Source organism: Bordetella genomosp. 10, from assembly GCF_002261225.1.
GTDB lineage: Bacteria > Pseudomonadota > Gammaproteobacteria > Burkholderiales > Burkholderiaceae_B > Bordetella_C.
The window spans coordinates 972632-997169 of sequence record NZ_NEVM01000005.1; the positions used below are offsets into that span (position 1 = coordinate 972632).

Sequence of the window (24538 nt, forward strand, 5' to 3'; positions counted from 1 at the left end):
CGAGGGAGCCGTCTGCCCGCCCGGCAGCGCATTCATGGGAATACGAAGGATCGTGAACATCACCGCCAACAAGCATCGCCATCCGCAACGCGCGCTCTCCCGAGCCGGCCGGCGCGGAAGAACCCTGGCCCTCTCCGCCGCGCTGGCGCTGGGCACGCTGGCCGCGGCGGGCCAGGCAAGCGCGCAGGAGCGTGCCGTGCACATCAGCATCCCCGCGCAGCCGCTGGGCAAGGCGCTGCTGCAGTTGGGGGAACAGACATCGCTGCAGATCTTCTTCCCGCAGGACATGGTCGACGGCCTGAACGCGCCCGCGGTGTCGGGCGACCTGGCGCCTGAACAGGCCTTGCGCGCCCTGCTGCGCGACACCTCCCTTACCTATCGCCGCCAGGGCAACAACGTCACCCTGGCGCGCGGCGACGCGGGCGCGGCGGTCGCCCAGATGCCGACGGTCGCCGTCTCCGCCCAGGGCGTGGACCCCGTGGTCCAGCGCGTCAACCCGCCGACCAGCGTCGGATCGAAGACGCCGCTGACGCAGCGCGAAATCCCGCAATCCGTCAGCGTCATCGGCGCCGAACAGATCCAGAAACAGCAGATGCGGACGCTGGACGAAGCGATGCGCTACGTGCCGGGCGTCAACGTCGAGCTGGCCAACCCCTTGATGACCTCGTACGCGTCGCGCGGTTTTCCCATCGACACCTTCCAGCTCGACGGCGTGCCCACGGCGATCCCGGCGGGGGCCAGCGCCACGATCGCCGACAACCTCGCCATGTACGAACAGGTGGAGGTCCTGCGCGGCCCGGCCGGGCTGTACAACGGCTTCGGCGGCGACGGCGGCGTGATCAACCTGGTGCGCAAGCGCGCCCCCGCCGCCTTCCAGGGCTCGGCGGAGGTGACGGGCGGCAGCCGCGATACGGCGCGCGCCCAGGTCGACCTGGGCGGTCCCCTGAACGACGCCGGCACGCTGCGCGGACGCATCGTCGGCGCGACCGCGTACCAGCACCTGATGCAGGACGGCACCTGGCAGCGCGACCGGCAGTTCTACGGCACGCTGGAGGCCGACCTGACGCCGACCACGCAGGCGCGCATCGGCCTGAGCCATACGGAAACGACCGGCAAGCCGGCGTACGGCATTCCCTATTACTCGGACGGCAAGCTGATCGACGTGCGGCGCTCGCTCTACCTGGGCGCGGACTGGAACCACCTGCGCAACGACAGGACGAACGCCTTCGCGGAGGTCGAGCAGCAACTGGGCGGCGACTGGAAAGCGAAGATCGCCTACAACTACCTGCAACTGCATTCGCACTTCCTGTACGGCATTCCCGGCGGCCCGGTCGACCGCGAAACGGACGTCGGCAATCCCTACAGCTACAACTACGAAAACCGCGACGAGCAACATGCCATCGACATGTACGCCACCGGCCCGTTCAAGCTGTTCGGCCGCACGCACCAACTGACGGTGGGCGCGAACTACCTGCATGAGAATTCGCACAACACGCAGCGCTTCGTCAACACCGCCACCACCGGCCTGGACGACTGGGGCGATTACTACGAGAACATCTTCACCAGCAATCCGCTGTATTCGAACGATTTCGACGGCGGCGCGCGCAACGACAACCGGACCATGGTCGAACAGTTCGGCGTCTACGGCAATGCCCGCTTCAAGCTGGCCGATCCCCTGACGCTGGTGGCGGGCGGCCGCTTCACCTGGTGGCGGTCGAAGCTGACGCCGAACGGCGATCCCTATTACAACTACTTCGGCGCGTCGGCGTCCGACACCCGCGTCAACGGCAAGTTCTCGCCCATCGTCGGCCTGATCTACGACATCGACGACACCTACTCGGCATACGCCAGCTACACCTCCATCTTCAAGCCGCAAAGCGGGTTCTACACGGTGAACGGCCAGATCATCAAGCCGGTGCAGGGCAAACAATACGAGGTCGGCCTGAAGGGCACCTACCTGGACGGCAAGGCGAACGCGTCGGTGGCCCTGTTCCAGATCGACGAATCGAACCGGGCCTTCTCCGACCCGAACAATCCCGGCTTCTACCTGGCGCAGGGCAAGGCGCGCAGCCAGGGGGTCGAGCTGCAGGTGAGCGGGCAAGTGACGCCTAGCTGGACGGTCTATGCCGGCTACACCTACCAGGACGTGCGCGCGCTGGACAAGAGCACCAACGTGGGCGCGCCCTTCATCGCCAATCCCAAGCACCTGTTCAAGGTGGCCACCGACTACCGGCTGCCGGGCGACCTGCGCGCGTGGAGCGTGGGCGCCGCGGCCTACGTCACGTCCAGCACCGGCTTCGACGGCTCGCCCTCGACCACGGCGCCCGGGTACGCGACCGTCGACGCGCACGTGTCCTATCAGTTCCTGAAGACCTGGACGGCGACCCTGAGCGCGACCAACCTGTTCGACCGCAAATACTATTCCGTGGTGGAAGGCGCGGCCGGCAACTATTACGGCAATCCGCGCACGGTGCTGTTGTCCTTGCGCACGACGTTCTGACCGGCGCGCGGCCGCGATCCATCCCTTTATACAAATAGGTAATTAGCGCCGGCGCGCCCCCGGTGAAAAACCCGGGCCGCCGGCGCCGGGCCGCGCGAACGGCGTCCCCGCGCGCCTTGCGCCGCAACAGCGCCCGGCGGTCAACGGCGTCGCAGGCCGCGCCGCGGTTCGGCGCGCCGCACCATCGCAGCACCATTCCGGCGGATTTGAACCTATGTAAAACCCCCATAGAATTTTGCTTCGCCCGTCCGCATACTCGCCGGCAACAAATATTAATGTGGTGCTACGACATGGACGACACCATCCTGGAGACACAGGCCCTTACCAAGGAGTTTCGTGGCTTCGTTGCGGTGAAAGGCGTTGATTTGCGGGTGCGGCGCGGGCATATCCATGCCCTGATCGGCCCCAACGGCGCGGGCAAGACCACCTGCTTCAACCTGCTGACGAAGTTCCTGGCGCCCAGCGCCGGCAAGATACTCTTCAACGGCCAGGACATCACCGGCGAACGCCCGGCGCAGATCGCGCGGCGCGGCATCATCCGCTCCTTCCAGATCTCGGCGGTGTTCCCGCACCTGAGCGTGCTGGAAAACGTGCGCATCGGCCTGCAGCGCAAGACCGGCCTGTCCTATCACTTCTGGCGCAGCGAGAAGACGCTGCATGCGCTGGACGCGCCGGCGCGCGAACTGCTGGAACAGGTCGACCTGGGCGCCTTCGCCGACGAGACCACCGTCAACCTGCCCTACGGCCGCAAGCGCGCGCTGGAAATCGCCACCACGCTGGCGATGGAGCCGGAGCTGATGCTGCTGGACGAACCGACGCAGGGCATGGGCCACGAGGACGTGGACCGCGTCACGCGCCTGATCAAGCGCGTCAGCGTGGGCCGCACCATCCTCATGGTGGAACACAATATGAACGTGGTGTCCTCCATCGCCGACCGCATCACGGTGCTGGCGCGGGGGGCCGTCCTGGCCGAAGGCAACTATGCCGAGGTGGCGAGCAATCCGGCCGTCATGGAAGCCTATATGGGCAGCACCGAAGGACAACTGCAAGGAGCGCACGCATGAACGCGCCCGCGCTGGAAATCAGCGACCTGCACGCCTGGTACGGGGAATCGCACATCCTGCACGGCGTGAACATGAAGGTGAACCAGGGTGAAGTGGTGACGCTGCTGGGCCGCAACGGCGCCGGCCGCACCACCACCCTGCGCGCCGTGCTCGGCCTGACCGGCAGCCGCAAGGGCTCGGTGCGCATCAACGGCACCGAGTCGGCCGGCATGCCCACCTTCCGCATCGCCCACCTGGGGGTGGGCTACTGCCCCGAGGAACGCGGCATCTTCGCCAGCCTGAGCTGCGAGGAGAATCTGCTGCTGCCGCCCCCGGTGGGCGGCGCGCTGGGCGGCGGCATGTCGCTGGCGGAAATCTATGAAATGTTCCCCAACCTGCACGAGCGCCGCCACTCGCCGGGCACCCGCCTGTCCGGCGGCGAACAGCAGATGCTGGCGGTCGCGCGCATCCTGCGCACCGGCGCCAACCTGCTGCTGCTGGACGAGATTTCGGAAGGCCTGGCCCCCGTCATCGTGCAGGCGCTGGGGCGCATGATCACCGCATTGAAGCAACGCGGCTATACCATCGTCATGGTGGAGCAGAATTTCCGCTTCGCCGCGCCGCTGGCCGACCGCTTCTACGTCATGGAGCACGGCCAGATCATCGAACACTTCGATGCGGCGCAACTCACTGAAAAACAGGAAACGCTCAACGAACTGCTGGGCGTCTAAAAGGTCATCGAACCCTTAACCTGCCACCCGCCGGCACGACCGGCACCCCCTTACAAAAGGGAGAGGAGTCAACCATGAAGCTGCACACCCTAACGGCCGCACTGGCCCTGGCCGGCCTCGGCGCAATGGGCCTGCCCGCGCAAGCCGCCGGGATTTCCGATGACGTGATCCGCATCGGATTCATCACCGACATGTCCGGCGTGTATTCCGACATCGACGGCAAGGGCGGCGTCGAGGCCATCAAGATGGCCATCGAGGATGCCGGCGGCAACATCGACGGCAAGAAGATCGAACTGGTCACGGCCGATCACCAGAACAAGGCGGACGTCGCCTCGGCGCGCGCCCGCGAATGGTTCGACCAGCAGAAGGTCGACGTCCTGATCGGCGGCACCAACTCCTCCACCAGCCTGGCCATGGCCCAGGTCGCCGCGGAGAAGAAAAAGCCCTTCATCGCCATCGGCGCGGGCGCGTCCGACCTGACCAACGCCCAATGTTCGCCCTACACCGTCCACTATGCCTACGACACCGTGGCCCTGGCCCGCGGCACCGGCTCGGCGGTGGTGAAGAACGGCGGCAAGACCTGGTTCTTCCTGACCGCCGACTACGCCTTCGGCCACGCCCTGGAGCGCGACACCGCCAACGTGGTGAAAGCCGAGGGCGGGGAAGTCAAGGGCAGCGTGCGCGCGCCGCTGGGCGCCTCCGATTTCTCGTCCTTCCTGCTGCAGGCGCAGTCGTCCAAGGCGCAGATCCTGGGCCTGGCCAACGCCGGCGGCGACACCATCAACGCGGTCAAGGCGGCCAACGAATTCGGCATCACCCAGACCATGAAGATGGCGGGCCTGCTGGTCTTCATCAACGACGTCGACTCGCTGGGCCTGCAAGCCACGCAGAACATGTACCTGACCGATAGCTGGTACTGGGACCAGTCCGACGAGGCGCGCGCCTGGTCCAAGAAGTTCGAGGCCAAGGTCGGCCGCAAGCCGTCCAGCCTGCAGGCCGCCGACTACTCGTCGGTCGCGAACTACCTGAAGGCGGTCAAGGCCACCGGCAGCGACGACGCCGACGGCATCATGAAGTGGTTCAAGTCGAACAAGCTCAACGACATGTACGTGAAGAACGGCTACACCCGCGAGGACGGCCGCATGGTGCACGACATGTACCTGATGCAGGTGAAGACGCCCAAGGAATCGAAGGGCCGCTGGGACTACTACAAGGTGGTCGCCACGCTGCCGGGCGACGAGGTCTACACCAAGTTGTCCGAATCCACCTGCAAGCTGGTCAAGAAATAACCCGGCCCATTGCGCGCCGCCACGCCCACCCGGCGCGGCGGCGCGTCTACGCTTGTTCAACCGCCCGCCATCCACGCGGGCGCGCAGGAAACGCACACGATGACGGAAATCTTCGGCATCCCCTTGCAGGCCCTGATGGGCCAATTGCTGCTGGGGTTGGTCAACGGCTCGTTCTACGCCATGCTCTCGCTGGGGCTGGCGGTCATTTTCGGCTTGCTGAACGTAATCAACTTCGCCCACGGCACGCTCTACATGATGGGCGCCTTCGCCGCCTGGGCGGGCATGAACTACCTGGGCCTGAACTACTGGGTCATGCTCATCCTGGGCCCGATCGCGGTAGGCATCTTCGGCATCGTCATCGAACGGCTGCTGCTGCGCCACCTGTACCGGCTCGACCATCTCTACGGGCTGCTGCTGACCTTCGGCCTGACCCTGCTGATCGAAGGCCTGTTCCGCAGCGTCTACGGCGTCTCCGGCCAGCCCTACCCGCCGCCCGACGCGCTGCGCGGCGCCACCAACCTGGGTTTCATGATCCTGCCCAACTACCGCGCATGGGTGGTGATCGCGTCGCTGGTGGTCTGCCTGGGCACCTGGTTCGTCATCGAACGCACCCGCCTGGGCGCGCTGCTGCGCGCGGGCACCGAGAACCCGCGCCTGGTGGAGGCCTTCGGCGTCAACGTGCCGCGCATGATCATGCTGACCTACGGCTTCGGCGTGGCCCTGGCCGGCTTCGCCGGCGTGCTGGCCGCGCCGGTGCTGCAGATTTCCCCGCTGATGGGCTCGAACCTGATCATCGTGGTCTTCGCGGTGGTGGTGATCGGCGGCATGGGCTCCATCCTGGGATCCATCCTGACCGGCCTGGGGCTGGGCGTGATCGAGGGCCTGACCAAGGTCTTCTGGCCCGAAGCCTCCAGCACCGTGGTGTTCATCATCATGGCCATCGTCCTGCTGCTGCGTCCCGCCGGCCTGTTCGGGAAAGAGAAATGAATCGCCAAATCGCCGCCTATGTCGTCCTGGCCGTCCTCCTGGCCCTGCTGCCTTTCCTGGGCGTCTATCCCATCTTCGCCATGAAGGTGATGTGCTACGCGCTGTTCGCCTGCGCGTTCAACCTGCTGCTGGGGTTCACCGGCCTGCTGTCCTTCGGCCACGCGGCCTTCCTGGGCACCGCCGCCTACGCCACCGGCTACGCGCTGAAGGCGTGGGGCCTGCCCACCGAGGCGGGGCTGATCTTCGGCGTCGCGGTCGCGGCGCTGCTGGGCCTGGTCGTGGGCGCCCTGGCCATCCGCCGCAGCGGCATCTACTTCGCCATGATCACGCTGGCGATGGCGCAGATGGTGTTCTTCTTCTTCCTCCAGGCCCACTTCACCGGCGGCGAGGATGGCCTGCAGAACGTGCCGCGCGGGCACCTGTTCGGCTTCATCGACCTGAGCAAGGACATCAACCTGTACTACCTGGTGTTCGGCCTGTTCGTGATCGGCTTCGCCATCATCTGGCGCGCCATCAACTCGCCTTTCGGCCAGGTGCTCAAGGCCTTGCGGGAAAACGAGCCGCGCGCGATTTCCCTGGGCTACGACGTCGAGCGCTTCAAGCTGCTGGCCTTCGTGCTGTCGGCCGCCCTCGCCGGCCTGGCCGGGTCCGCCAAGACCCTGGTGTTCGTGTCGGCGACGCTGTCCGACGCCACCTGGCAGATGTCGGGGCTGGTGATCCTGATGACGCTGATCGGCGGCATGGGGACCTTCCTCGGACCGGTGATCGGCGCCTTCATCGTCGTGCTGCTGGAGAACAAGGTGGGCGATTTCGGCCAGGCCCTGGCCGACTGGACCGGCGTGGACTGGTTCAGCCAACTCGGCGAATCGGTCACCATCGTGATCGGCCTGATCTTCGTGATCTGCGTGATGGCTTTCCGCCGCGGCATCGCCGGCGAACTGCAGGCGCTGATGCAGAAGCGCCGCCCCGCGCGCACGCCGGCCGCCTAGGACGCAAGGCGCATGGATGGGGCGCCGGTTTCCGCCGGCGCGCCCGCGCGATGGCGTTTGTCACGAAGCCCGGCTACGATTAAAAGATTCCGCCCGGGCAAGCCACTTGCGGGCGTCGCGGCCATTTGGACGCCGGCCGGCAGCGCTGCCGGCCACGTCCGCCCCGACGTTCGCGCCATCGGCAAAATTGGCGCAAAATAGGGTCTACGGAAGTCTTATATAAGACACAAGACCAGGGGCGATCCCCTGTCCGAAGCGCCGCCGGCGGGCCGTCGTCCCATCCAGATGACAAGCCCGCTGAAACGCCTGAAAATGGCAGCTTTTCGCGGACAACAAACATGGAGTCCATCATGCCGCATAACACGCTCGACACTCTCAAGACCTTCAAGATCGGTGGCAAGTCCTGTCAGTACTACTCCCTCCCGGCGCTGGGCAAGGCCCTGGGCGTCGACGTGCAGCGCCTGCCCGTCTCGCTGCGCGTGGTGCTGGAATCGGTGCTGCGCAACTGCGACGGCCAGAAAGTGACCGAGGAGCATGTCAGGCAGTTGGCGAACTGGCAGCCGAACGCCAAGCGGGAGGAAGAAATCCCCTTCGTGGTGGCGCGCGTGGTGCTGCAGGACTTCACCGGCGTGCCGCTGCTGGCCGACATCGCCGCCATGCGGTCCGTGGCCGCCTCCATGGGCAAGGATCCCAAGGCCATCGAGCCGCTGGTGCCGGTGGACCTGGTGGTCGACCACTCCGTGATGATCGACTATTTCGGCACCCACAAGGCGCTGGACCTGAACATGAAACTGGAGTTCCAGCGCAACCAGGAACGCTACCAGTTCATGAAGTGGGGCATGCAGGCCTTCGACACCTTCGGCGTGGTCCCCCCGGGCTTCGGCATCGTCCACCAGGTCAACCTCGAATACCTGGCGCGCGGCGTGCACAGGGACAAGGCCAATAACGTCTACTACCCCGATTCGCTGGTGGGCACCGACAGCCACACCACCATGATCAACGGCATCGGCGTGGTCGGCTGGGGCGTGGGCGGCATCGAGGCCGAAGCCGGCATGCTGGGCCAGCCCGTGTACTTCCTGACGCCCGACGTGGTCGGCGTGGAGCTCAAGGGCAAGCTGCGCGGCGGCGTGACCGCCACCGACCTGGTCCTGACCATCACCGAAATGCTGCGCCGGGAAAAGGTGGTGGGCAAATTCGTCGAATTCTGCGGCGAAGGCACCGCCAGCCTGTCGGTCACCGACCGCGCCACCATCGGCAACATGGCGCCGGAATACGGCGCGACCATGGGCTTTTTCCCGGTCGACGAGCGCACCATCGAATACTTCAAGGGCACCGGCCGCACGGAAGAGGAAATCGCCGCCTTCGAGGCCTATTTCAAGGCGCAGAAGATGTTCGGCGTGCCCAAGGCCAAGGACATCTCCTTCTCCAAGCTGCTGACGCTGGATCTGTCCACCGTGGCGCCCTCGCTGGCCGGCCCCAAGCGCCCGCAGGACCGCATCGAGATCGGCAACGTCAAGAACACCTTCATCGACCTGTTCTCCAAGCCGGTCGCCGAGAACGGCTTCAACCAGCCGGCCGAGAAACTGACGCAGGTGTTCACCACCAGCGCCGGCACCAAGGTCAGGAACGGCGACATCCTGATCGCCGCCATCACCTCCTGCACCAACACCTCCAACCCCAGCGTCATGCTGGCCGCCGGCCTGCTGGCCAAGAAGGCGGTGGAAGCCGGCCTGAAGGTGCCCAAGCACATCAAGACCTCGCTGGCCCCCGGATCGCGCGTGGTCACCGAATACCTGACCAAGACGGGCCTGCTGCCCTACCTGGAAAAGCTGGGCTTCGACGTCGCCGCCTACGGCTGCACCACGTGTATCGGCAACGCCGGCGACCTGACGGCGGACCTGAACGAAGCCATCATCAACGACAATCTGGTGTGCGCGGCGGTGCTCTCGGGCAACCGCAACTTCGAAGCGCGCATCCACCCGAACATCAAGGCCAACTTCCTGGCCTCGCCGCCGCTGGTGGTGGCGTATGCGCTGGCCGGCACCGTCACGCGCGACCTGATGACCGAGCCGGTCGGCAAGGGCAGCAAGGGCGACGTCTGGCTGGGCGATATCTGGCCCTCGACCGAGGAAGTCCAGGCCTTGCTGAAGTACGCGCTGGATCCGGCCGGCTTCCAGGCCAACTACGGCCAGGTCAAGTCCAACCCCGGCCAACTGTGGGAGAAGATCAAGGGCGTCAGCGGCGAGATCTACAACTGGCCCACCTCGACCTACATCGCCGAGCCGCCCTTCTTCCAGGGCTTCGGCATGGAGCCGGGTGCCATGCCCGTCATCAAGGGCGCCCACGCGCTGGGCATCTTCGGCGACTCGGTGACCACCGACCACATCTCGCCGGCCGGCTCCATCAAGGAAAGCTCGCCGGCGGGCAAGTGGCTGAAGGAGCACGGCGTCTCGAAGGCCGACTTCAACAGCTACGGCTCGCGCCGCGGCAATCACGAGATCATGATGCGCGGCACCTTCGCCAACGTGCGCATCAAGAACCTGATGATTCCGCCGCTGGCCGACGGCAGCCGCTTCGAAGGGGGCGAGACGCTGTACCAGCCCTCCGGCGAACAGATGTCGATCTATGACGCGGCCATGAAGTACATCGCGGCGGGCACCCCGACGGTGGTGTTCGGCGGCGAAGAGTACGGCACGGGCTCGTCGCGCGACTGGGCCGCCAAGGGCACCCAGTTGCTGGGCGTGAAGGCCGTGGTGGCGCGCAGCTTCGAGCGCATCCACCGCAGCAACCTGGTCGGCATGGGCGTGCTGCCCCTGCAGTTCAAGGGCAACGACAGCGTGCAGTCGCTGGGCCTGACCGGCGAGGAAACCTTCGACATCAGCGGCCTGGAAAACGGCATCCGCCCGCAGCAGGACGTCACCCTGACCATCCACGGCAAGGACGGCTCCAAGCGCGACGTGCAGGTGCTGCTGCGCATCGACACGCCGATCGAGGTCGACTACTACAAGCACGGCGGCATCCTGCCCTTCGTGCTGCGCCAGTTGCTGGCGAACGAGCCGTCGGCGGAAGCGGCTGCTTGAGCCGAACGGCCGCCAGCGGAAACGCCGTCGGCGGGCGGAGCCGGGGGTCGGGCCGATAACCCGGGCCGAGAACCCGGGCCAACGACTCGTCCGACGAGCCAGTCTGGCACAAAGGGCTGGGAGCTAAAGCTCCCAGCCCTTTTTCATGCTTGCCGATAGGGTACTTTTGCCGATACGAGCACTTGCCAGAAGGACGGGCCCCTCCTATTATTGATAATAATTCCTATTTACAGGTCTGCGCCCGATGCCTTCGCCCTCCACTTCCTCCCGCGCCCCATGTTCGGAAGACCGGCTCGGCGCCATCGCGCGCGCCTGGGGCTATGGCGCCAGCGTCCAATTGCAGCGCCCCGCCGGCGCAACGCCAAAGGCGCCGGTATTGGCGCGGGGGACGATCGAGGCGCAGCAATTGGCCAGCGGCATCCGCCTTTGCCGCAGCGATCTGCGCGGCGCGTGCGACCAGGTCCGTACCGCCGATCTGCCACGCTCGCTGACCGCCTTCGTGATGCTCGACGGCGCGCAACTGCGCTGGCGGCATGGCGCCGCGGCCCGGCCGCGAGACGGCATGGCCCAGGCCGGCGTACTGGCGGTGCACGAACATGCCAATCTCATCGAAACGCAGCGGCGCGGCGAACGCAGCAGGACCTTCGTCGTGCAGGCCGTGCCCGATGAAATCCTCGACGACGTCCTGGCGGATCAATTGCAAGCCGCGTTGCGGCGCACGCAAGCCCTTCCCCTCGACGCCGGCCGCGGCTTCGGTTCGGCGTCCGCCGCGGCCCTGTCCATGGACGACGCGGGCGGTGCGATCTCGGCCTTGCTGCGCGAGAGCGCCGCGCTGGCCTTGCTGGCGCGGGCCTTCCAGCTAATCGAAGCCGGCGCGGGGCCCGGCGGCGAAACGCAGGCGGTTCATCCGCGCGACCGGCAACGCATGCTGCATGTGCGCGACCTGCTGATGGCGCAACCCGAGGCCGCGCACACCCTCGGCGCGCTGGCGCGCGAAGCCGGCGTCAGCGTGACCACGCTGAAGCTGCGCTTTCCCCAGGTGATCGGTTGCAGCGTGTTCGAATTCCTGCGCGCCCGGCGACTGGATCGCGCGCGCCACGGCCTGCTCCATGAAGGCTGGAGCGTGAAGCAGGCCGCCTACTACGCGGGCTACCGGCACCCGACCAATTTCGCCACGGCTTTCCGGCGCAAGTTCGGCGCGGCGCCTTCGCAGGCTTGACCCCGCCCCGGCCGCGCGCATAGGGGTCCCGGCTTCGCGCATAGCCGCTAAACAACACTCGTTCTCATCTTGAAATCAGAATAGCGCTGCGGCCGGCGCGCATGGGCGCGCCGCAACCGCGGTCCTGCCGAGATTACGATGAGTCACTCTTTCACCTTGCCGTGCGCGCCGCGCGCGGCGCTGCGCCCCGTCATTCTGCATGCCGCGCTCATCGCGGCGCTGGCGGCCTGCGCCGCGCAAGTGCGCGCGCAGGAGGCCACGGCCGCATCCAGCACGACCGCCGCGGCACGGGACGGCGCGACGGGCACCGAGCTGCCGACGGTTTACGTGACCTCGCGCAAACGGCTGGAGTCCGCGAAGGATGTGCCGGTGGCCGTCAGCGCCCTGGAAGGCTTCGAACTGCGGGACCTGCGCATCGGCACGGCCGAAGACATGCTGCGCATGACGCCCAACGTGGGCTTCAGCTCGCTGGGGGATGGCCGTTCCACCTACATGGCGATCCGGGGCATCGGCCCCATGGCGCAGCCCTTGGGCAATGACGATACCTCCATCGTCGTCTATGTCGACGGCGTGCCGCAGCCCCTGTTCGCAGCCGACCAAAGCCTGCTCGACGCGGATCGCGTCGAAGTGCTGCGGGGCCCGCAGGGCACCTTGTTCGGGCGCAATGCCCAGGGCGGCGCCATCAACATCATCACCCGCCAGCCGGGCGACACCGTCGAGATGGAAGGCGGCGCCGAAGTGGGCAGCAGCGATTACCGGCGCGGCTGGGCGACGATATCCGGGCCGCTCAAGGAAGACAAGCTGGCCGGCCGCCTGGCGTTCTCGTACACGGCGCGCGACGGCGACGTCCGCAACCTGGTGGGCCGCGACGTCGGCGATGCCGCCAGTCCGGCGCTGCGTGGCTCCCTGGTCGCCACGCCCGACGCCGACACCAAGCTGACGCTGAGCATCTACGGCCAGGAAGACCACAACGTGCCGGCCAACTTCGTGCTCAAGCACACGGATGGTTTCCCGGAGGTGGCGCTCGATCCCAAGGGGCACACCGACCGCAAGATCGGCGCCATCGCGTTCACCGCGGAGCGCCGGTTCGCCAAGGTCGTGGCCACGTCCGTCACCGCGCTCAATCACTACGACTACGACTCCCTGAGCAACAACTCGGAGGCGCTGACCTTCTCCAAGGTATTCGGCATGCCGGCGTCGGCCTTCCTGCCGGCCACGGACTTCAGCACGTACAACGAGAACCAGAATACGTTCCACCAGGAATTCCGCCTCGCCAGCCTGCCGCAGGCGCGCACATCATGGGTGGCCGGCCTGAATTACTACCAGGACAATTACCACCTGCGCTCCTACTACCAGTCGCCCTTCTTCGCCGCCACCAACGGCTGGCGCGACAACCGCTACACCACGCACAGCTATGCCGCCTTCGGCGAAGTCACGACGCCGATCAGCCGCGACGATCGCTGGAAGCTCACGGGCGGCCTGCGCTACACCCGCGAAAACAAGACCTATTCGGCCGACTACCGCAACAACGGCTTCCCCGGCAACGTCGACGCGCACGACCAGAGCGGGCGCCTGGGCTACAACCTGGTGACGGGCCGCGTCTCCCTGGGCTATGACGTCACGCCCGATTCGAATGTCTACCTCAGCGCCGCGCACGGCGCCAAGAGCGGCGGCTTCCCCAACTTCACGAACAATACCGTCAGCGGCCTGAACGACGAACCCTATGCCGCGTCGCGCTCCTGGAGCTTCGAACTGGGTAGCAAGAACCAGTTGCTGGACGACCGCCTGAGCCTGAACGCGGCCGTGTTCCTGAACTCGGTCAAGAACGAGAACCTGACGGCGCTGGACTCCAGCTCCTTCACCTTCGTCCCCAAGTCCATCGACACGCGCAGCTACGGCGCGGAGATCGAGGCGCGCTACCGCGCCGCGCGCGGCCTGGATATCTGGGGCAGCTTCGGCTACACCCACGCCACCCTGCGCAATGTCTCGGACGAAGTCGCCAGCTTCTCCGGGGCCGCCAGCGGCAATCGCGTGCCCAGCGTGCCGCGCTTCAATGCCGCGCTGACCGTACAGTATCGCGCGCCCGCGGCCAGCATCGGCATTCCCCGCGCCTCCGACGCTTACGTGGCGGCGCAATACCAATACATAGGCTCGCGCGAAGCGGACGTGGGCAGCCACTTCAAGCTGGACAGCTACGCCATCGTCAACGCCAAGATCGGGGTGGCTTTCGGCAACGCGGACGTGTACGTGTTCGGCCAGAACCTGACCGATGAACACCCCCAGTACATCGGCCTGTACTACGGTCCCGGCGCGGAGGCCGTCACGGTGGGCAATGGCCGCGTCGTCGGCCTGGGCATGACGGTGCGGTACTGATCCCATGCGCTATGCCGTCCTGGCGCTGCTCTCCGGGCAGCAATACCTGGCCGTTTCCTTCCTCTACGCGGCGGTGCCCGCGTGGCTGCGCGCCAACGGCGCGTCCCTGGCCGTCATCGGCTGGTTCGGCGTGGTGTTCGCGGCGTTCACCCTGAACGTCCTGTGGGCGCCGCTGGTCGACCGTCGCCAGTTGCTGCGCCTCGGCCTGCGTCGCGGCTGGATCCTGTGCATGCAACTGGCGGCGTCCCTGGCGCTCGCCGCCATGGCGGCCTTGTCCCCGCGCGATCACGTCCTGGCATTGCTGGGATGCAGCATCCTGCTTGCCGCCGTGGCGGCAACGCAGCGCATCGCCACCCTGGGTTATGCGACCGAGACGCTGGCCCCCTCCGAGCGCGGCTACGGCGCCGCGGCCATGGGCTGGGGCATGTCCCTGGGCAACGCGGTCGGCGGCCTGGCGGGACTGCTGTCGCTCCAGGCCCATGGCTGGCCGGCCACCTTGTATTCGGCCGCGCTCCTCATGGCCGTGCTCGCGGCCTCCGTGTTCCTGATGAAAGAACCCGCCCGGATGGCGGTCCCCGCGGCCGGATTGCCGGCGATGCTGCGCGCGACCATGCGCCGCCCCGGCCTATGGCGCGCCGTGGCGCTGACCTGTCCGGCCAGCTTCGGCGTCGCCATCGCTTTCTCCATGGCGGCGCCGTGGCTCGTGGACCTGGGCTTCGAACTGGGCCAGGCCGGCCTGGCGATGGCGCTGGCCACGCTCATCGCATTCAGCACCGTCGGTCCCTTGTGGGGCTGGACCATGCGCCGCGTCGAGCAGCGCCGCGCCGTCCTGCTCGGCGCCTTGATGCTCGCTCCCGCCCTGCTGGCGCTGGCCCTGCTCCACGCGCAGCTTCCTCCGCGCGCCTTCGGCCTGTGCGCGGTCCTCGCGGTGTTCTGCGCCCTGGCCGTGCAAAGCGTCTCCTTCAACGCCTACTTCTACAGCCTGGCGCGGCCGGGAGAGGCGGCCACCGACGTGACCCTGCTGACGGCCGTCATGTCGCTGGCCGCCATGGCCGGATTCGCGACCAGCGGTTACGTCGCGCAGGCCTGGGGCTATACCAGCACGCTGCTCTGCGCGGCGCTGGGCTACGCGTGCACGGCGCTGCTGGCGCGCGCGCCGCGGCGTGGCGCATCGACGGGAGCGGCGTGAATGGCCTTCATCCTGGAACTCCTGCGGGGCGAACGCCGGCTGCTGGCCTTGGCCAGCGTGCTCGCCACCGGCGCGGCGCTGCTGGAGCTGATGCCCTACTGGCTGATCTACCGGATGGCGCGGGCGCTGCTGGCGCCGGGCGGCACGGAAAACGCGGCGATCCTGCACCTGGCGCTGGCGATGCTCGCGGCCAGCATCCTGCGCCTGCTGGTCTTCGGCGCGGCCAACATCGCGTCGCATCGCGCGGCCTTCCGGTTGCAACGCAACCTGCGCGCGCGCCTCCTGCGCCATCTGGACAGCGTCCCGCTGCACGCGCTGCAGGCCCGGACCGGCGCGCTGAAGAAGACCTTGATCGACGACGTGAACGGACTGGAGCACGCAATCGGCCACACCCTGCCGGACATCGTCGCGGGCCTGGCGCTCCCCCTGATCGCGGCCGCCCTGCTGGCCTCGGTCAGCGTGCCCATGACCCTGCTCTCGCTCGCCCTGCTGCCGCTCGCGGCCTGGGCCCACGCGCGCAGTTTCCGCGGGCTCGACCAGTTGCTCGCGCGTTGGCACGCCGCCGACACCCAGGCCAACACGGCCTTGCTGGAATACCTGCGCGGATTGCCGACCCTCAAGGCCCATGGGCGCATCGCCAGCACGCTCCATGGCTTGCGCGATTCGGTGCATGCGCTGGCCGCGCTGGCGGAGTCCGTCACGCGCCGCACCGCGCTGCCCTACGCCACGTTCTTCGTGGCGCTGTCCACCAATCTGCTGGTCGTGCTGCCGGCCGGCCTGGCCTTCCATGCGTCGGGCAGGCTGGATCTGCCCACCTTGCTGCTGTTCGTCAGCCTGGGCGCCGGCCTGACCGCGCCGCTGCTTCGGGTCCTCAGCGCCTTCGGCGCGTTGCAGCGCCAATTGGGCGGCGCCGCGCGCATCGCCGATTGCCTCGCGCTGCCCGGCATGACGCCGGACGGCGCGCGGGCCGCCGCGTCAGCCACCGCGGCAGCCGACATGCCGGTCACTACGCTGGCCGCCGCGCCGGGCTCCGACGCGGCCGCCGCGCCACAACCGTGGCGCATCGAGATGCGCGGCGTGCGCGTGCTTGCGCCGCCCCTGGCCGATGCGGTCCACGGCCGGACGCAAGGCGGCGCACTCCTCGATGACGTCACCTTGACGTTCGCCGCCGGCGAGACGACGGCGATCGTCGGCCCAAGCGGCGCCGGCAAGAGCACCTTGCTGGGCCTGCTGACAGGCACGCACGAGGCCGCCGCGGGCACGATCCATATCGGCGCCAGGGACTTGCGGGCGATCGCACCGCGCGAACGGCAAGCCATGGTCGCCGCGGCCTTCCAGGACAGCGTATTGATGCGCGGCAGCTTGCGCGAGAACCTGCTGATGGCGCGCCCCGGCGCGGACGCCGGGCAGATCGCCCGGGTGCTGCGCGCCGCCGGCCTCGACGAGGTCTGTGCGCGGCTGCCCGCGGGCCTGGACACCCGGCTGTCGGACCACGGGGCATCCTTGTCCGGCGGCGAGCGCCAGCGCGTCGCCATCGCGCGGGCCCTGCTCAAGGATGCGCCCATCCTGGTGCTGGACGAAGCCACGGCCGCGCTGGACGCCGACAGCGCGCATGCCGTCCGGCAGGGCCTGGACCAGCTCACTCGCGGCCGCACCGTCCTGATGGCGACCCATGATCTGGGCCAGGCCAGCCGCGCCGACCGGATCGTCGTGCTGGAGCAAGGCCGCGTCGCCGGCGCCGGCAAGCATGCGGACCTGCTGCGAACCTGCCCCTTGTACGAAACCCTGTGGACCTGCCACCGGAACAGCACGAACTGGACCCTGGGCGGCCACGGCGCGGCCCGCGCGGCGCACGGAGACCCGTCATGAGCTGGATCGACCTGGGATTCGACCTGGCCGGCCGGCCCGAGCCGCGCCTGCGCCGCGGCCTGGCGTGGAGCGTCGCGGCGGCGTTGTTCGAATCGCTTCCCTATGCCTGCCTCTATGGCGCGCTGCGGCGCCTGACCGTCCGGCCGCCGGACCTTGGCCTGGCGGCGGCCTGCGCCGGCATTCTGCTCGCCTGCGCCCTGCTGCTGATTCTCTGCAAGGCGCGCGCCAATATCGCCAACTTCGGCGGCGTCTATGCGCTGGTCGCCGACTCGCGCCTGCGCCTGGCGGATCACCTGAGCGCGTTGCCCATGGGACGCCTCGCCGGCCAGGGCCGTTCGCAGGCGGGCCTGGCCGAACTGCTGACGGGCCGCTATGCCCACTACCAGGACATCACCGCGCGCGCCTGGGGACTGAGCGTGGCGAACGCCAGCCTGCCCGTGTTCCTGTGGTTGTTGCTGTGCGCGATCGATATCCGGCTGGCCTTGCTGGCGGGCGTGCTGGGCCCGCTCGCCTTCTGCGCCATTCCGTGGTCGCAGCGCCTGCTGTCGGGCGCGCACGCCCGCCTGGCCGGCTTGCGCGAAGATACGGTTGCCCACGTGGTCGAACATATCGCCGGCATGCGCGAGTTGCGCCTTTACGATCCCGCATCGCGGCACCTGCGGCGCACGTTGGGGCTGTTGCGGACGCTGGAAACGCAGCAGATGCGGACCGAACTCGCGCCCGCGCCCGCCTTGCTGGTGTTCGGCGCGCTGTTGCAGGCGGGCCTGGCCGTGACCGCGGTGGCGGGGGCCGCATGGCTGGCGCCCGGTCCCGGCCTCGCCGCAAATGATGGAAACGGCGGGCTGGCCTTGCTCGCCGGCCTGGTGGTGGCCTTGCGCCTGTTCAGGGCCTTGGCCGACCTGGGCCTGAACCTGGCCGAACTGCGCCATGCCCGCGACACCTTGCGCGACATCCGGCGGCTATGGGCCGAACCGGCGCTGCCATGGCCGGCCGACGGGGCGGCCGTCGCCACGCCGGCGCTCGGCTTCGAGCACGTGAGCTATCGCCATCCAGGCATGATCCGGCCAGCCGTGGACGATGTCGGCGGGGAAATACCGGCGGGCAGCGTCGTCGCGCTGGTGGGCCCTTCCGGTTCGGGCAAGAGCACCCTGGCGGCGCTCATCGCGCGCATGTGGGATCCGGCGTCGGGCGCCATCCGCCTGGGCGGACAGGACTTGCGCGACCTGTCACCCGCCTGCCTGAATCGCCAGGTGTCCACCGTGTTGCAGGACGTCATGCTGTTCCAGGGCAGCATCGCCGAGAACATTGCCCTGGGCGCGCCCGAAGCCAGCCGGACCCGTATCGAAGAAGCGGCGCGCGCGGCGCGCGCGCACGCGTTCATCGAAGCACTGCCCCAGGGTTACGACACGCGCTTGCCGCCAGGCGGCGCCGGCCTCTCCGGCGGGGAAAAGCAACGCCTGGCGATAGCGCGGGCCTTGGTCAAGGACTCGCCGCTGCTGATACTGGACGAGGCGACCGCCAGCATGGACCCGGAAAACGAATGGGAGATCAAACAGGCGCTGGACAGCTTGACCCGGGACCGGACCGTCATCGTCATCGCGCACCGGCTGCATACCGTGCGGCATGCCGATGCCATCTGGGTCATGGAACATGGCCGCATCGTCGAACGGGGCCGGCACGCGGAGCTGATCGCGCGCGCCGGACTATACGCCCGGCTTTGGTCCCGCCAGCGCGAACAGGACGGAACGCACTGACAGGACGCGCCGCGCGCGCTCAATCCAGGCGGATGTTGCCCTTGCGCACCACTTCCGCCCAGCGCTTGCGTTCCGCCGCCAGGAAGGTGTCCAGCTCGGCGGGCGGCATGATCACGACCTCGGCGCCCTGCTCGTTGAGCTTGGCCTTCACGTCCGGCAGGTTCATGATGCGGGCCATTTCCTTGGCCAGGCGCGCCTTGGCGTCCTCGGGCAGGTTGGTCGGCGCCATCAAGCCCTGCCACGTACCCGATTCGAAGCCCGTGACGCCTTGCTCGGCGATGGTGGGAATGTTCGGGATTTGGGGCATCCGCGCGCGGCTGGACACCGCGATGGCCTTGAGCTTGCCGCTCTGGATGTGCGGCAAGGTGGCCAGCATGCCGTTCATGATGATCTGCGTCTGGCCGCCGATGGTGTCCGTGATGGCCTGCGAGCCGCCCTTGTAGGGCACGTATTCCCACTTGGCGCCGGTCGCCTGCTCGACCGCGACGCCGGCCACGTGGGGCGCGCTGCCCATGGCGGTGACCGCGAAATTCAGGCGCTCCTTCTTCGACAAGGCGACCAGTTCGGCCAGGGTGTTGACCGGCACCGAGGGATGGACGGCGAGGATATGGGGCGAATACGCCAGCATGCTGACGCCGCGCAGGTCCTTGTTGGGGTCGAAGGTCAGCTTGGTATAGACCGACGGGCTGATCACCAGCGCGCCGACGTCGCACAGCAGCAGCGTGTGCTTGTCGTCGGACTGCACCACCATGGCGGCGCCCAGGTTGCCGTTGGCGCCCGGCCGGTTGTCGACGATGACGCTCTGCTTCAAGGCCTCGGACAGGGGTTGGCTGACGAATCGGGCGATGATGTCCGACGAGCCGCCGGCGGGGTAAGGCACCAGCAGGCGGACGTTGCGGTTGGGCCAGGCGGCCTCCGCGCGCACGACGGGAGCGGCGGCGCCGAGCGCGACCGCGCCGGTGGCCGTCAGGAAATGACGACGGGTGAAAGACATGCGGTGCTCCTCCGCGCATCGGGCTGGATGCGCTGATTGTTATAGGATGTCGGACGACATGGGAAATTCTGCCTTTCAATGGCGACAGCGTCAACGTCGGCCTTGCTAGGGGTTTCCTGCCCGGATGAGGAGGGTCATCCACCGCTACACGCGGATGCGGGCCCGGAGACTGGACGCCCCGGGCCGGCCGGAATGGCCTCAGGCCGCTGCCGCCGTCGCTTCGGCGTCCGCAACAGTCTCTTCCACCTCGCCGAACTGATAGGCGTCCATGGCCAGCGCGCCGTAGGCGACTTCGTCGACCAGACGCACGCCGGCCCCCTCGCCCGCGCCCCAGGCCACGTAGAAAGGCATCAAATGGTCGTCGCTGGGATGAGCGTGCGCGGCGCCCGGCGCGCGCGTTTCCCATTCCAGCAGCGCCGCCGTATCGCGGGCGGCGACGTGCCGGGCGAACCAGGACTGGAAGGCCTCCACGTAGGGCAGCGGCGCCGCGCCATGCCCGCGCTGCACATGGCGCAGGTTGTGCGTGAGCGAACCCGAACCGACGATCAGCACGTTCTCGTCGCGCAGCGGCCGCAGCAACTGCCCCAGCCGGTATTGGGCGGCGGCGTCGCGGCCGGCGTCCAGCGCCAGTTGCACGACGGGCACGTCGACGTCCGGATAGAGGTAGCGCAACGGCACCCAGGCGCCGTGGTCCAGCGGCCGCTTGGGGTCGTCGTGGACGGCCACGCCGGCCTCGCCCAGCAGCCCGGCCACCCGGCGCGCCAGCGCGGGCGAGCCGGGGGCGGCGTACTCGAGGCGATAAAGTTCCTGCGGGAAGCCGCCGAAGTCATGCCAGGCCTGCTGGCGGTCGCGCGTGCTCACGGCCAGGCCGTGGCCCATCCAGTGGGGCGACACCACCAGGATGGCGTCCGGCTTGGGCAAGGCGCGCGCCCACCGGGCCAGCGCGGGCCCGGTGCGGCCGGGCTCCACCGCCAGCATCGGCGAGCCGTGGGAAACGAAAAGCGTGGGCCAGCGCATGGCGGCCTCCTGATCTGCAAAGGGAATGCAGCCAGTATGATTGTTTTTATATGAGCAATAAATAAGGCCACATGCTTTTTTAAATTCCATGTTTGGCAACAATGAGAACGCGGACGCCTGTCTTCCCCGGCGAAGCGCCCGACGGCGCGCCCGCGTCCGCGCCGTGGCGGGGTCCGGCCCGCCGGGATACGGGCCTTCCCTTACACTATGGGGTTACGCAGTTATCCAGGATGCTCAGACCCCCATGCCCCGCTCCCGCAGCAATACTCCCCCGCGCCTGACGCGCGACGCCTCCCGCCTGGTGTCGCTGGCGCTCGCGCTCAACAGCTCCGGCAGCCGCGTCGAAGACCTCTTTTGGGAAGAACAACTGAACCAGGCCATTCCCAAGCTGCTACGCGCCGGCAACGACGCCCCGCTGGAAGCCGCGCTGGACCATCTGGCGCAGGCCCAGCCGGGCGCCTACGAAATCCTGGTGGAACAGGCGGAAACCCTGACCGAATCGACGGTGATCGAGAAAAACGGCGTCAACTACGACGTGCTGCTGTTCGTCGCCCCCGTGGTCGCCTGGACCCGCTACGCCATTCCCACCGGCCCGGTGCCCGCGCCCGCGTTGCAGGCCCTGACGGCGCAACTGCACGGCCACGTGCTGGCCGCCGACGTGCGGCTGAGCCTGCTGCCGCACCTGGTCAGCATCGACCAGATGCCGCGCACCTTCTCGGAAACCTGGCACTGGCTGCAACGCCTGGGCTCGCAGGCGCTGGGCGCCGAAACGATGAAGCCGACCCTCAACGCCGAGGCGGAGACGGCCAATATGCTGGCCGACACGCGCTATCTGGTGGGCGCGGCCGCCGTGCCCCACGGCGCGCCCCTGTTCCGCTGGCAGGAGCACCCCGGCGAAGCCGGCGCCACGCGGGAAAGCTGTCTGGCGCAATGGGTCGAGCAGGCCCAGCCCACCCTGGCCACGCTCTTGCCCGGCTGCGGCATCGAATGCCTGCTGCCGGACGCCTATTACGTCAACAACCGCGAGGCCGACCGCCGCGTGCGGCCCCTGGCCCTGCGCGCCGCCGTCAACTGGCTGGAGTCCTCCGTCAACCTGCAACCCGCGCAACTGCGCGCCGTGATCGCCGGCTGCGGCGAGACCCGCATCGACGAATACCGGGTTTCCTTCACCGCCCGCAACAGCAACGACGTCATGTACGGCTGCGTCTGGCCGCTCTACGGCCGCGAGGACGAGGACACCGAGCACGAAGGCGCCAACCCGGTCGAGGAAATCGCCGCCCTGCTCAAGGACCTGGGCGTGACCGAAGTCCGCCGCATCCCGGGCCTTCAGCCCATGGACTTCTGCGAGGATTGCGGCGCGCCCTATTTCCCCAATCCGCTGGGCGAAATGGTGCACGCCGAACTGCCCGAGGACGCGCAGGCCGGCCCCGCCCATTTCCATTGACCGCGGCGCGGCCGGCCATGATCGCGCGCTGCTTCGCTGGCGGAGCCCGTCATGCCTGAACCTCGCGCCGCCCTGCTCGCGGACATTTTCTGCAAGCGGGTCGACAACTATGGCGACATAGGCGTCTGCTGGCGCCTGGCGCGCCAGTTGACGGCCGAGCATGGCTGGCGCGTGCGCCTGTGGCTGGACGACCTGCCGGCGTTCTGCCGGCTGGCCCCGCATGCCGATCCCCACGCCGAACGGCAGACGGCAGACGGCGTCGAATTGCTGGCCTGGCACGACGCGATGGCGGCCTTGCCGCCGCCCGGCGACGTCGTCATCGAGGCCTTCGCCTGCGATCCGCCGCCGGCCTTCCGCGCCGCCATGCGCGCCAGCCGGCCCTTGTGGCTGAACCTCGAATACCTGAGCGCCGAGGACTGGGTGGCGTCCTGCCACGGCCTGCCTTCCCTTCAGGCCGACGGCCTGGCGAAGTATTTCTTCTTCCCCGGCTTCACGCCCGACACCGGTGGCCTGTTGCGGGAAAAAGGCCTGAGCGCGGCCCGCGACGCCTTTCAGCGGCAGCGCGGCGCGCAGCGCGACTTCCTGGCCGGCCTGGGATTGCCCGCGCCGGTCCTGGCGCAATGGGAAGCCGGCGCGCTGCTGGCCACCTTGTTCTGCTATCCCGACGCGCCCGCCGCGGCGCTGCCGGCAGGCTTCCGCGCCCCGGCGCTGCTGCTGGCGCCCGAAGGGGTGGCGCCCGGCTTGGACGGCGGCGCGGCGGCGCCGCATGGTCCCGTGACGGTGGCGCGGATTCCCTTTCTCGGCCAGGACGACTATGACCGCCTGCTCTGGTGCGCCGACCTGAATTTCGTGCGCGGCGAGGATTCCTTCCTGCGCGCCGCCTGGGCCGCCCGGCCGCTGGTCTGGCAGATCTACGTCCAGGAAGAAAACGCGCACCTGGAGAAGCTGCAGGCGTGGCTGGCGCGCTACAACCCGCCGGCGCCGGCGCGCGCCCTCATCGAGGCCTGGAACCAGCCCGCCTGCGCGGACGCCGCCGCCGGTCGTCCCGAGGTCGCCCAGGCCTTGGCCGCGGCGTTGGCGCCGCCCGCCTGGGATGCCTGGCGCGCGCGCGCCATCGCCTGGGATGACGATTACGCGCGGCAGAGCAGCCTGGCTGAGCGCTTGGTCGCATTTTGCGCAAAACACCGGGAAAAAGGTTAGAATCATGGGCTTTGCGGCTATTTACCTCCCGATTTTGCCGCCCCGCTCATCAGTGGACGGAAACGCCCCTGCCGTATAGGGATTCAAGTCTGAGAGACGCAAGTCTGAGGGACATGAGCCTGAGAGATCCACATCTCGCATACGGCTTCGACGACTCCCTGACGACAGCGCGCGGCGCACGGGAAGGTGTGGCCAGGCGGAAGTGGCAATGGTGCCAGCGACGCCAAAGTTTGGCGTCCATCCCGCAGGGCTGGGCCAACCCAAGATACCCGGAGTTTTATCGATGAAAACCGCTCAGGAATTGCGAGTCGGCAACGTGATCATGGTCGGCAAGGACCCGTTGGTGGTCCAGAAGGCCGAATACAACAAGTCGGGCCGCAACGCGGCCGTGGTCAAGCTGAAGTTCAAGAACCTGCTGACCGGCTCGGGCAGCGAATCGGTCTACAAGGCCGACGAAAAGTTCGACGTGGTCGTGCTGGAACGCAAGGAGTGCACCTACTCCTACTTCGGCGACCCGATGTACGTCTTCATGGACGAAGAGTACAACCAGTACGAAATCGAAGCCGAAAGCATGGGCGACGCGCTGAACTACCTGGAAGAAGCCATGCCCGTGGAAGTGGTCTTCTACGACGGCCGCGCCATCTCGGTGGAACTGCCGACCAGCCTCGTGCGTGAAATCACCTACACCGAGCCGGCCGTCCGCGGCGACACCTCGGGCAAGGTGCTCAAGCCCGCCAAGATCAACACCGGCTTCGACATCAACGTGCCGCTGTTCTGCGAAATCGGCGACAAGATCGAAATCGACACGCGCACCGGCGAATACCGCAGCCGCGTGAACTGATCCGCGATCCCATGACAAG

General features: G+C 68.0%; 17 protein-coding genes. 15 read left to right on the top strand and 2 right to left on the bottom strand.

From position 1 onward, the window contains the following. Window positions 1-52: 52 nt before the first annotated feature. The 12 genes from CAL29_RS20585 (at window position 53) to CAL29_RS20640 (ending at window position 19023) form a co-directional block, all read left to right on the top strand. A complete protein-coding gene (locus tag CAL29_RS20585; protein WP_143277710.1) occupies window positions 53-2500 on the top strand; it encodes a TonB-dependent siderophore receptor in 2448 nt (815 codons plus the stop codon). A 290-nt stretch (window positions 2501-2790) separates the two neighbouring features. Continuing rightward, window positions 2791-3564 carry an ABC transporter ATP-binding protein gene (locus CAL29_RS20590; protein ID WP_094856791.1) on the top strand — a complete coding sequence of 258 codons (774 nt, stop codon included), beginning with the start codon at window positions 2791-2793 and terminating at the stop codon, window positions 3562-3564. Further along, the gene (locus tag CAL29_RS20595; protein WP_094854882.1) at window positions 3561-4274 is read left to right on the top strand and encodes an ABC transporter ATP-binding protein; all 714 of its coding nucleotides are present in this window, start codon (window positions 3561-3563) and stop codon (window positions 4272-4274) included. Before CAL29_RS20590 ends, CAL29_RS20595 begins: the two co-directional genes overlap by 4 nt. 74 nt (window positions 4275-4348) lie before the next feature. Next, window positions 4349-5563, top strand: coding sequence for an ABC transporter substrate-binding protein (locus CAL29_RS20600; RefSeq protein WP_094854883.1), 1215 nt, complete (start codon window positions 4349-4351; stop codon window positions 5561-5563). Window positions 5564-5662: 99 nt separating this feature from the next. Continuing rightward, window positions 5663-6550: a branched-chain amino acid ABC transporter permease gene (locus CAL29_RS20605; RefSeq protein WP_094854884.1), complete on the top strand. Its 888-nt coding sequence runs from the start codon at window positions 5663-5665 to the stop codon at window positions 6548-6550. Next, on the top strand, window positions 6547-7539 hold the full coding sequence (locus CAL29_RS20610; RefSeq protein WP_094854885.1) for a branched-chain amino acid ABC transporter permease: 993 nt from the start codon (window positions 6547-6549) through the stop codon (window positions 7537-7539). Before CAL29_RS20605 ends, CAL29_RS20610 begins: the two co-directional genes overlap by 4 nt. Window positions 7540-7889: 350 nt before the next feature. Next, window positions 7890-10619: an aconitate hydratase AcnA gene (gene acnA, locus CAL29_RS20615; protein WP_094856792.1), complete on the top strand. Its 2730-nt coding sequence runs from the start codon at window positions 7890-7892 to the stop codon at window positions 10617-10619. A gap of 244 nt (window positions 10620-10863) precedes the next feature. Beyond that, complete coding sequence (locus CAL29_RS20620) at window positions 10864-11838, top strand: helix-turn-helix transcriptional regulator (RefSeq protein ID WP_094854886.1); 975 nt, start codon at window positions 10864-10866, stop codon at window positions 11836-11838. A gap of 138 nt (window positions 11839-11976) precedes the next feature. After that, window positions 11977-14211: a TonB-dependent receptor gene (locus CAL29_RS20625; RefSeq protein WP_094854887.1), complete on the top strand. Its 2235-nt coding sequence runs from the start codon at window positions 11977-11979 to the stop codon at window positions 14209-14211. A 4-nt stretch (window positions 14212-14215) separates the two neighbouring features. Further along, window positions 14216-15400 (top strand): MFS transporter, encoded by a 1185-nt coding sequence (locus tag CAL29_RS20630; protein WP_094854888.1) that lies wholly within the window; start codon window positions 14216-14218, stop codon window positions 15398-15400. Then, on the top strand, window positions 15401-17269 hold the full coding sequence (locus CAL29_RS20635; RefSeq protein ID WP_094854889.1) for an ABC transporter ATP-binding protein: 1869 nt from the start codon (window positions 15401-15403) through the stop codon (window positions 17267-17269). It begins immediately after the preceding gene. Beyond that, a complete protein-coding gene (locus CAL29_RS20640; protein ID WP_094854890.1) occupies window positions 17266-19023 on the top strand; it encodes an ABC transporter ATP-binding protein in 1758 nt (585 codons plus the stop codon). The genes CAL29_RS20635 and CAL29_RS20640 overlap by 4 nt, the downstream gene beginning before the upstream one ends. A gap of 19 nt (window positions 19024-19042) precedes the next feature. Here the strand turns inward: CAL29_RS20640 and CAL29_RS20645 are convergent, their stop codons facing one another. Beyond that, window positions 19043-20017, bottom strand: coding sequence for a Bug family tripartite tricarboxylate transporter substrate binding protein (locus CAL29_RS20645; protein WP_094854891.1), 975 nt, complete (start codon window positions 20015-20017; stop codon window positions 19043-19045). Window positions 20018-20215: 198 nt separating this feature from the next. After that, window positions 20216-21034 (bottom strand): DODA-type extradiol aromatic ring-opening family dioxygenase, encoded by an 819-nt coding sequence (locus CAL29_RS20650; protein WP_094854892.1) that lies wholly within the window; start codon window positions 21032-21034, stop codon window positions 20216-20218. Between the two features lie 244 nt (window positions 21035-21278). On the opposite strand from CAL29_RS20650, the gene CAL29_RS20655 reads away from it, so the two are divergent. From CAL29_RS20655 to efp, 3 genes are all read left to right on the top strand, one after another. Continuing rightward, on the top strand, window positions 21279-22478 hold the full coding sequence (locus tag CAL29_RS20655) for a DUF2863 family protein (RefSeq protein ID WP_094854893.1): 1200 nt from the start codon (window positions 21279-21281) through the stop codon (window positions 22476-22478). A 72-nt stretch (window positions 22479-22550) separates the two neighbouring features. Continuing rightward, window positions 22551-23678: an elongation factor P maturation arginine rhamnosyltransferase EarP gene (gene earP / locus CAL29_RS20660; RefSeq protein WP_094856793.1), complete on the top strand. Its 1128-nt coding sequence runs from the start codon at window positions 22551-22553 to the stop codon at window positions 23676-23678. Between the two features lie 283 nt (window positions 23679-23961). Beyond that, a complete protein-coding gene (gene efp / locus CAL29_RS20665; protein ID WP_094854894.1) occupies window positions 23962-24519 on the top strand; it encodes an elongation factor P in 558 nt (185 codons plus the stop codon). The last annotated feature ends 19 nt before the right edge of the window (window positions 24520-24538 follow it).

What these genes read in the sequence shown, in the direction of transcription:
- CAL29_RS20650 (WP_094854892.1), bottom strand. Translation starts at nt 21,034, where the DNA reads ATGCGCTGGCCCACGCTTTTCGTTTCCCACGGCTCGCCGATGCTGGCG.
- CAL29_RS20620 (WP_094854886.1), top strand. Translation starts at nt 10,864, where the DNA reads ATGCCTTCGCCCTCCACTTCCTCCCGCGCCCCATGTTCGGAAGACCGG.
- CAL29_RS20635 (WP_094854889.1), top strand. Translation starts at nt 15,401, where the DNA reads ATGGCCTTCATCCTGGAACTCCTGCGGGGCGAACGCCGGCTGCTGGCC.
- CAL29_RS20655 (WP_094854893.1), top strand. Translation starts at nt 21,279, where the DNA reads ATGCCCCGCTCCCGCAGCAATACTCCCCCGCGCCTGACGCGCGACGCC.
- CAL29_RS20640 (WP_094854890.1), top strand. Translation starts at nt 17,266, where the DNA reads ATGAGCTGGATCGACCTGGGATTCGACCTGGCCGGCCGGCCCGAGCCG.
- CAL29_RS20625 (WP_094854887.1), top strand. Translation starts at nt 11,977, where the DNA reads ATGAGTCACTCTTTCACCTTGCCGTGCGCGCCGCGCGCGGCGCTGCGC.
- CAL29_RS20630 (WP_094854888.1), top strand. Translation starts at nt 14,216, where the DNA reads ATGCGCTATGCCGTCCTGGCGCTGCTCTCCGGGCAGCAATACCTGGCC.
- CAL29_RS20590 (WP_094856791.1), top strand. Translation starts at nt 2,791, where the DNA reads ATGGACGACACCATCCTGGAGACACAGGCCCTTACCAAGGAGTTTCGT.
- CAL29_RS20645 (WP_094854891.1), bottom strand. Translation starts at nt 20,017, where the DNA reads ATGTCTTTCACCCGTCGTCATTTCCTGACGGCCACCGGCGCGGTCGCG.
- CAL29_RS20605 (WP_094854884.1), top strand. Translation starts at nt 5,663, where the DNA reads ATGACGGAAATCTTCGGCATCCCCTTGCAGGCCCTGATGGGCCAATTG.
- efp (WP_094854894.1), top strand. Translation starts at nt 23,962, where the DNA reads ATGAAAACCGCTCAGGAATTGCGAGTCGGCAACGTGATCATGGTCGGC.
- CAL29_RS20595 (WP_094854882.1), top strand. Translation starts at nt 3,561, where the DNA reads ATGAACGCGCCCGCGCTGGAAATCAGCGACCTGCACGCCTGGTACGGG.
- acnA (WP_094856792.1), top strand. Translation starts at nt 7,890, where the DNA reads ATGCCGCATAACACGCTCGACACTCTCAAGACCTTCAAGATCGGTGGC.
- CAL29_RS20600 (WP_094854883.1), top strand. Translation starts at nt 4,349, where the DNA reads ATGAAGCTGCACACCCTAACGGCCGCACTGGCCCTGGCCGGCCTCGGC.
- CAL29_RS20610 (WP_094854885.1), top strand. Translation starts at nt 6,547, where the DNA reads ATGAATCGCCAAATCGCCGCCTATGTCGTCCTGGCCGTCCTCCTGGCC.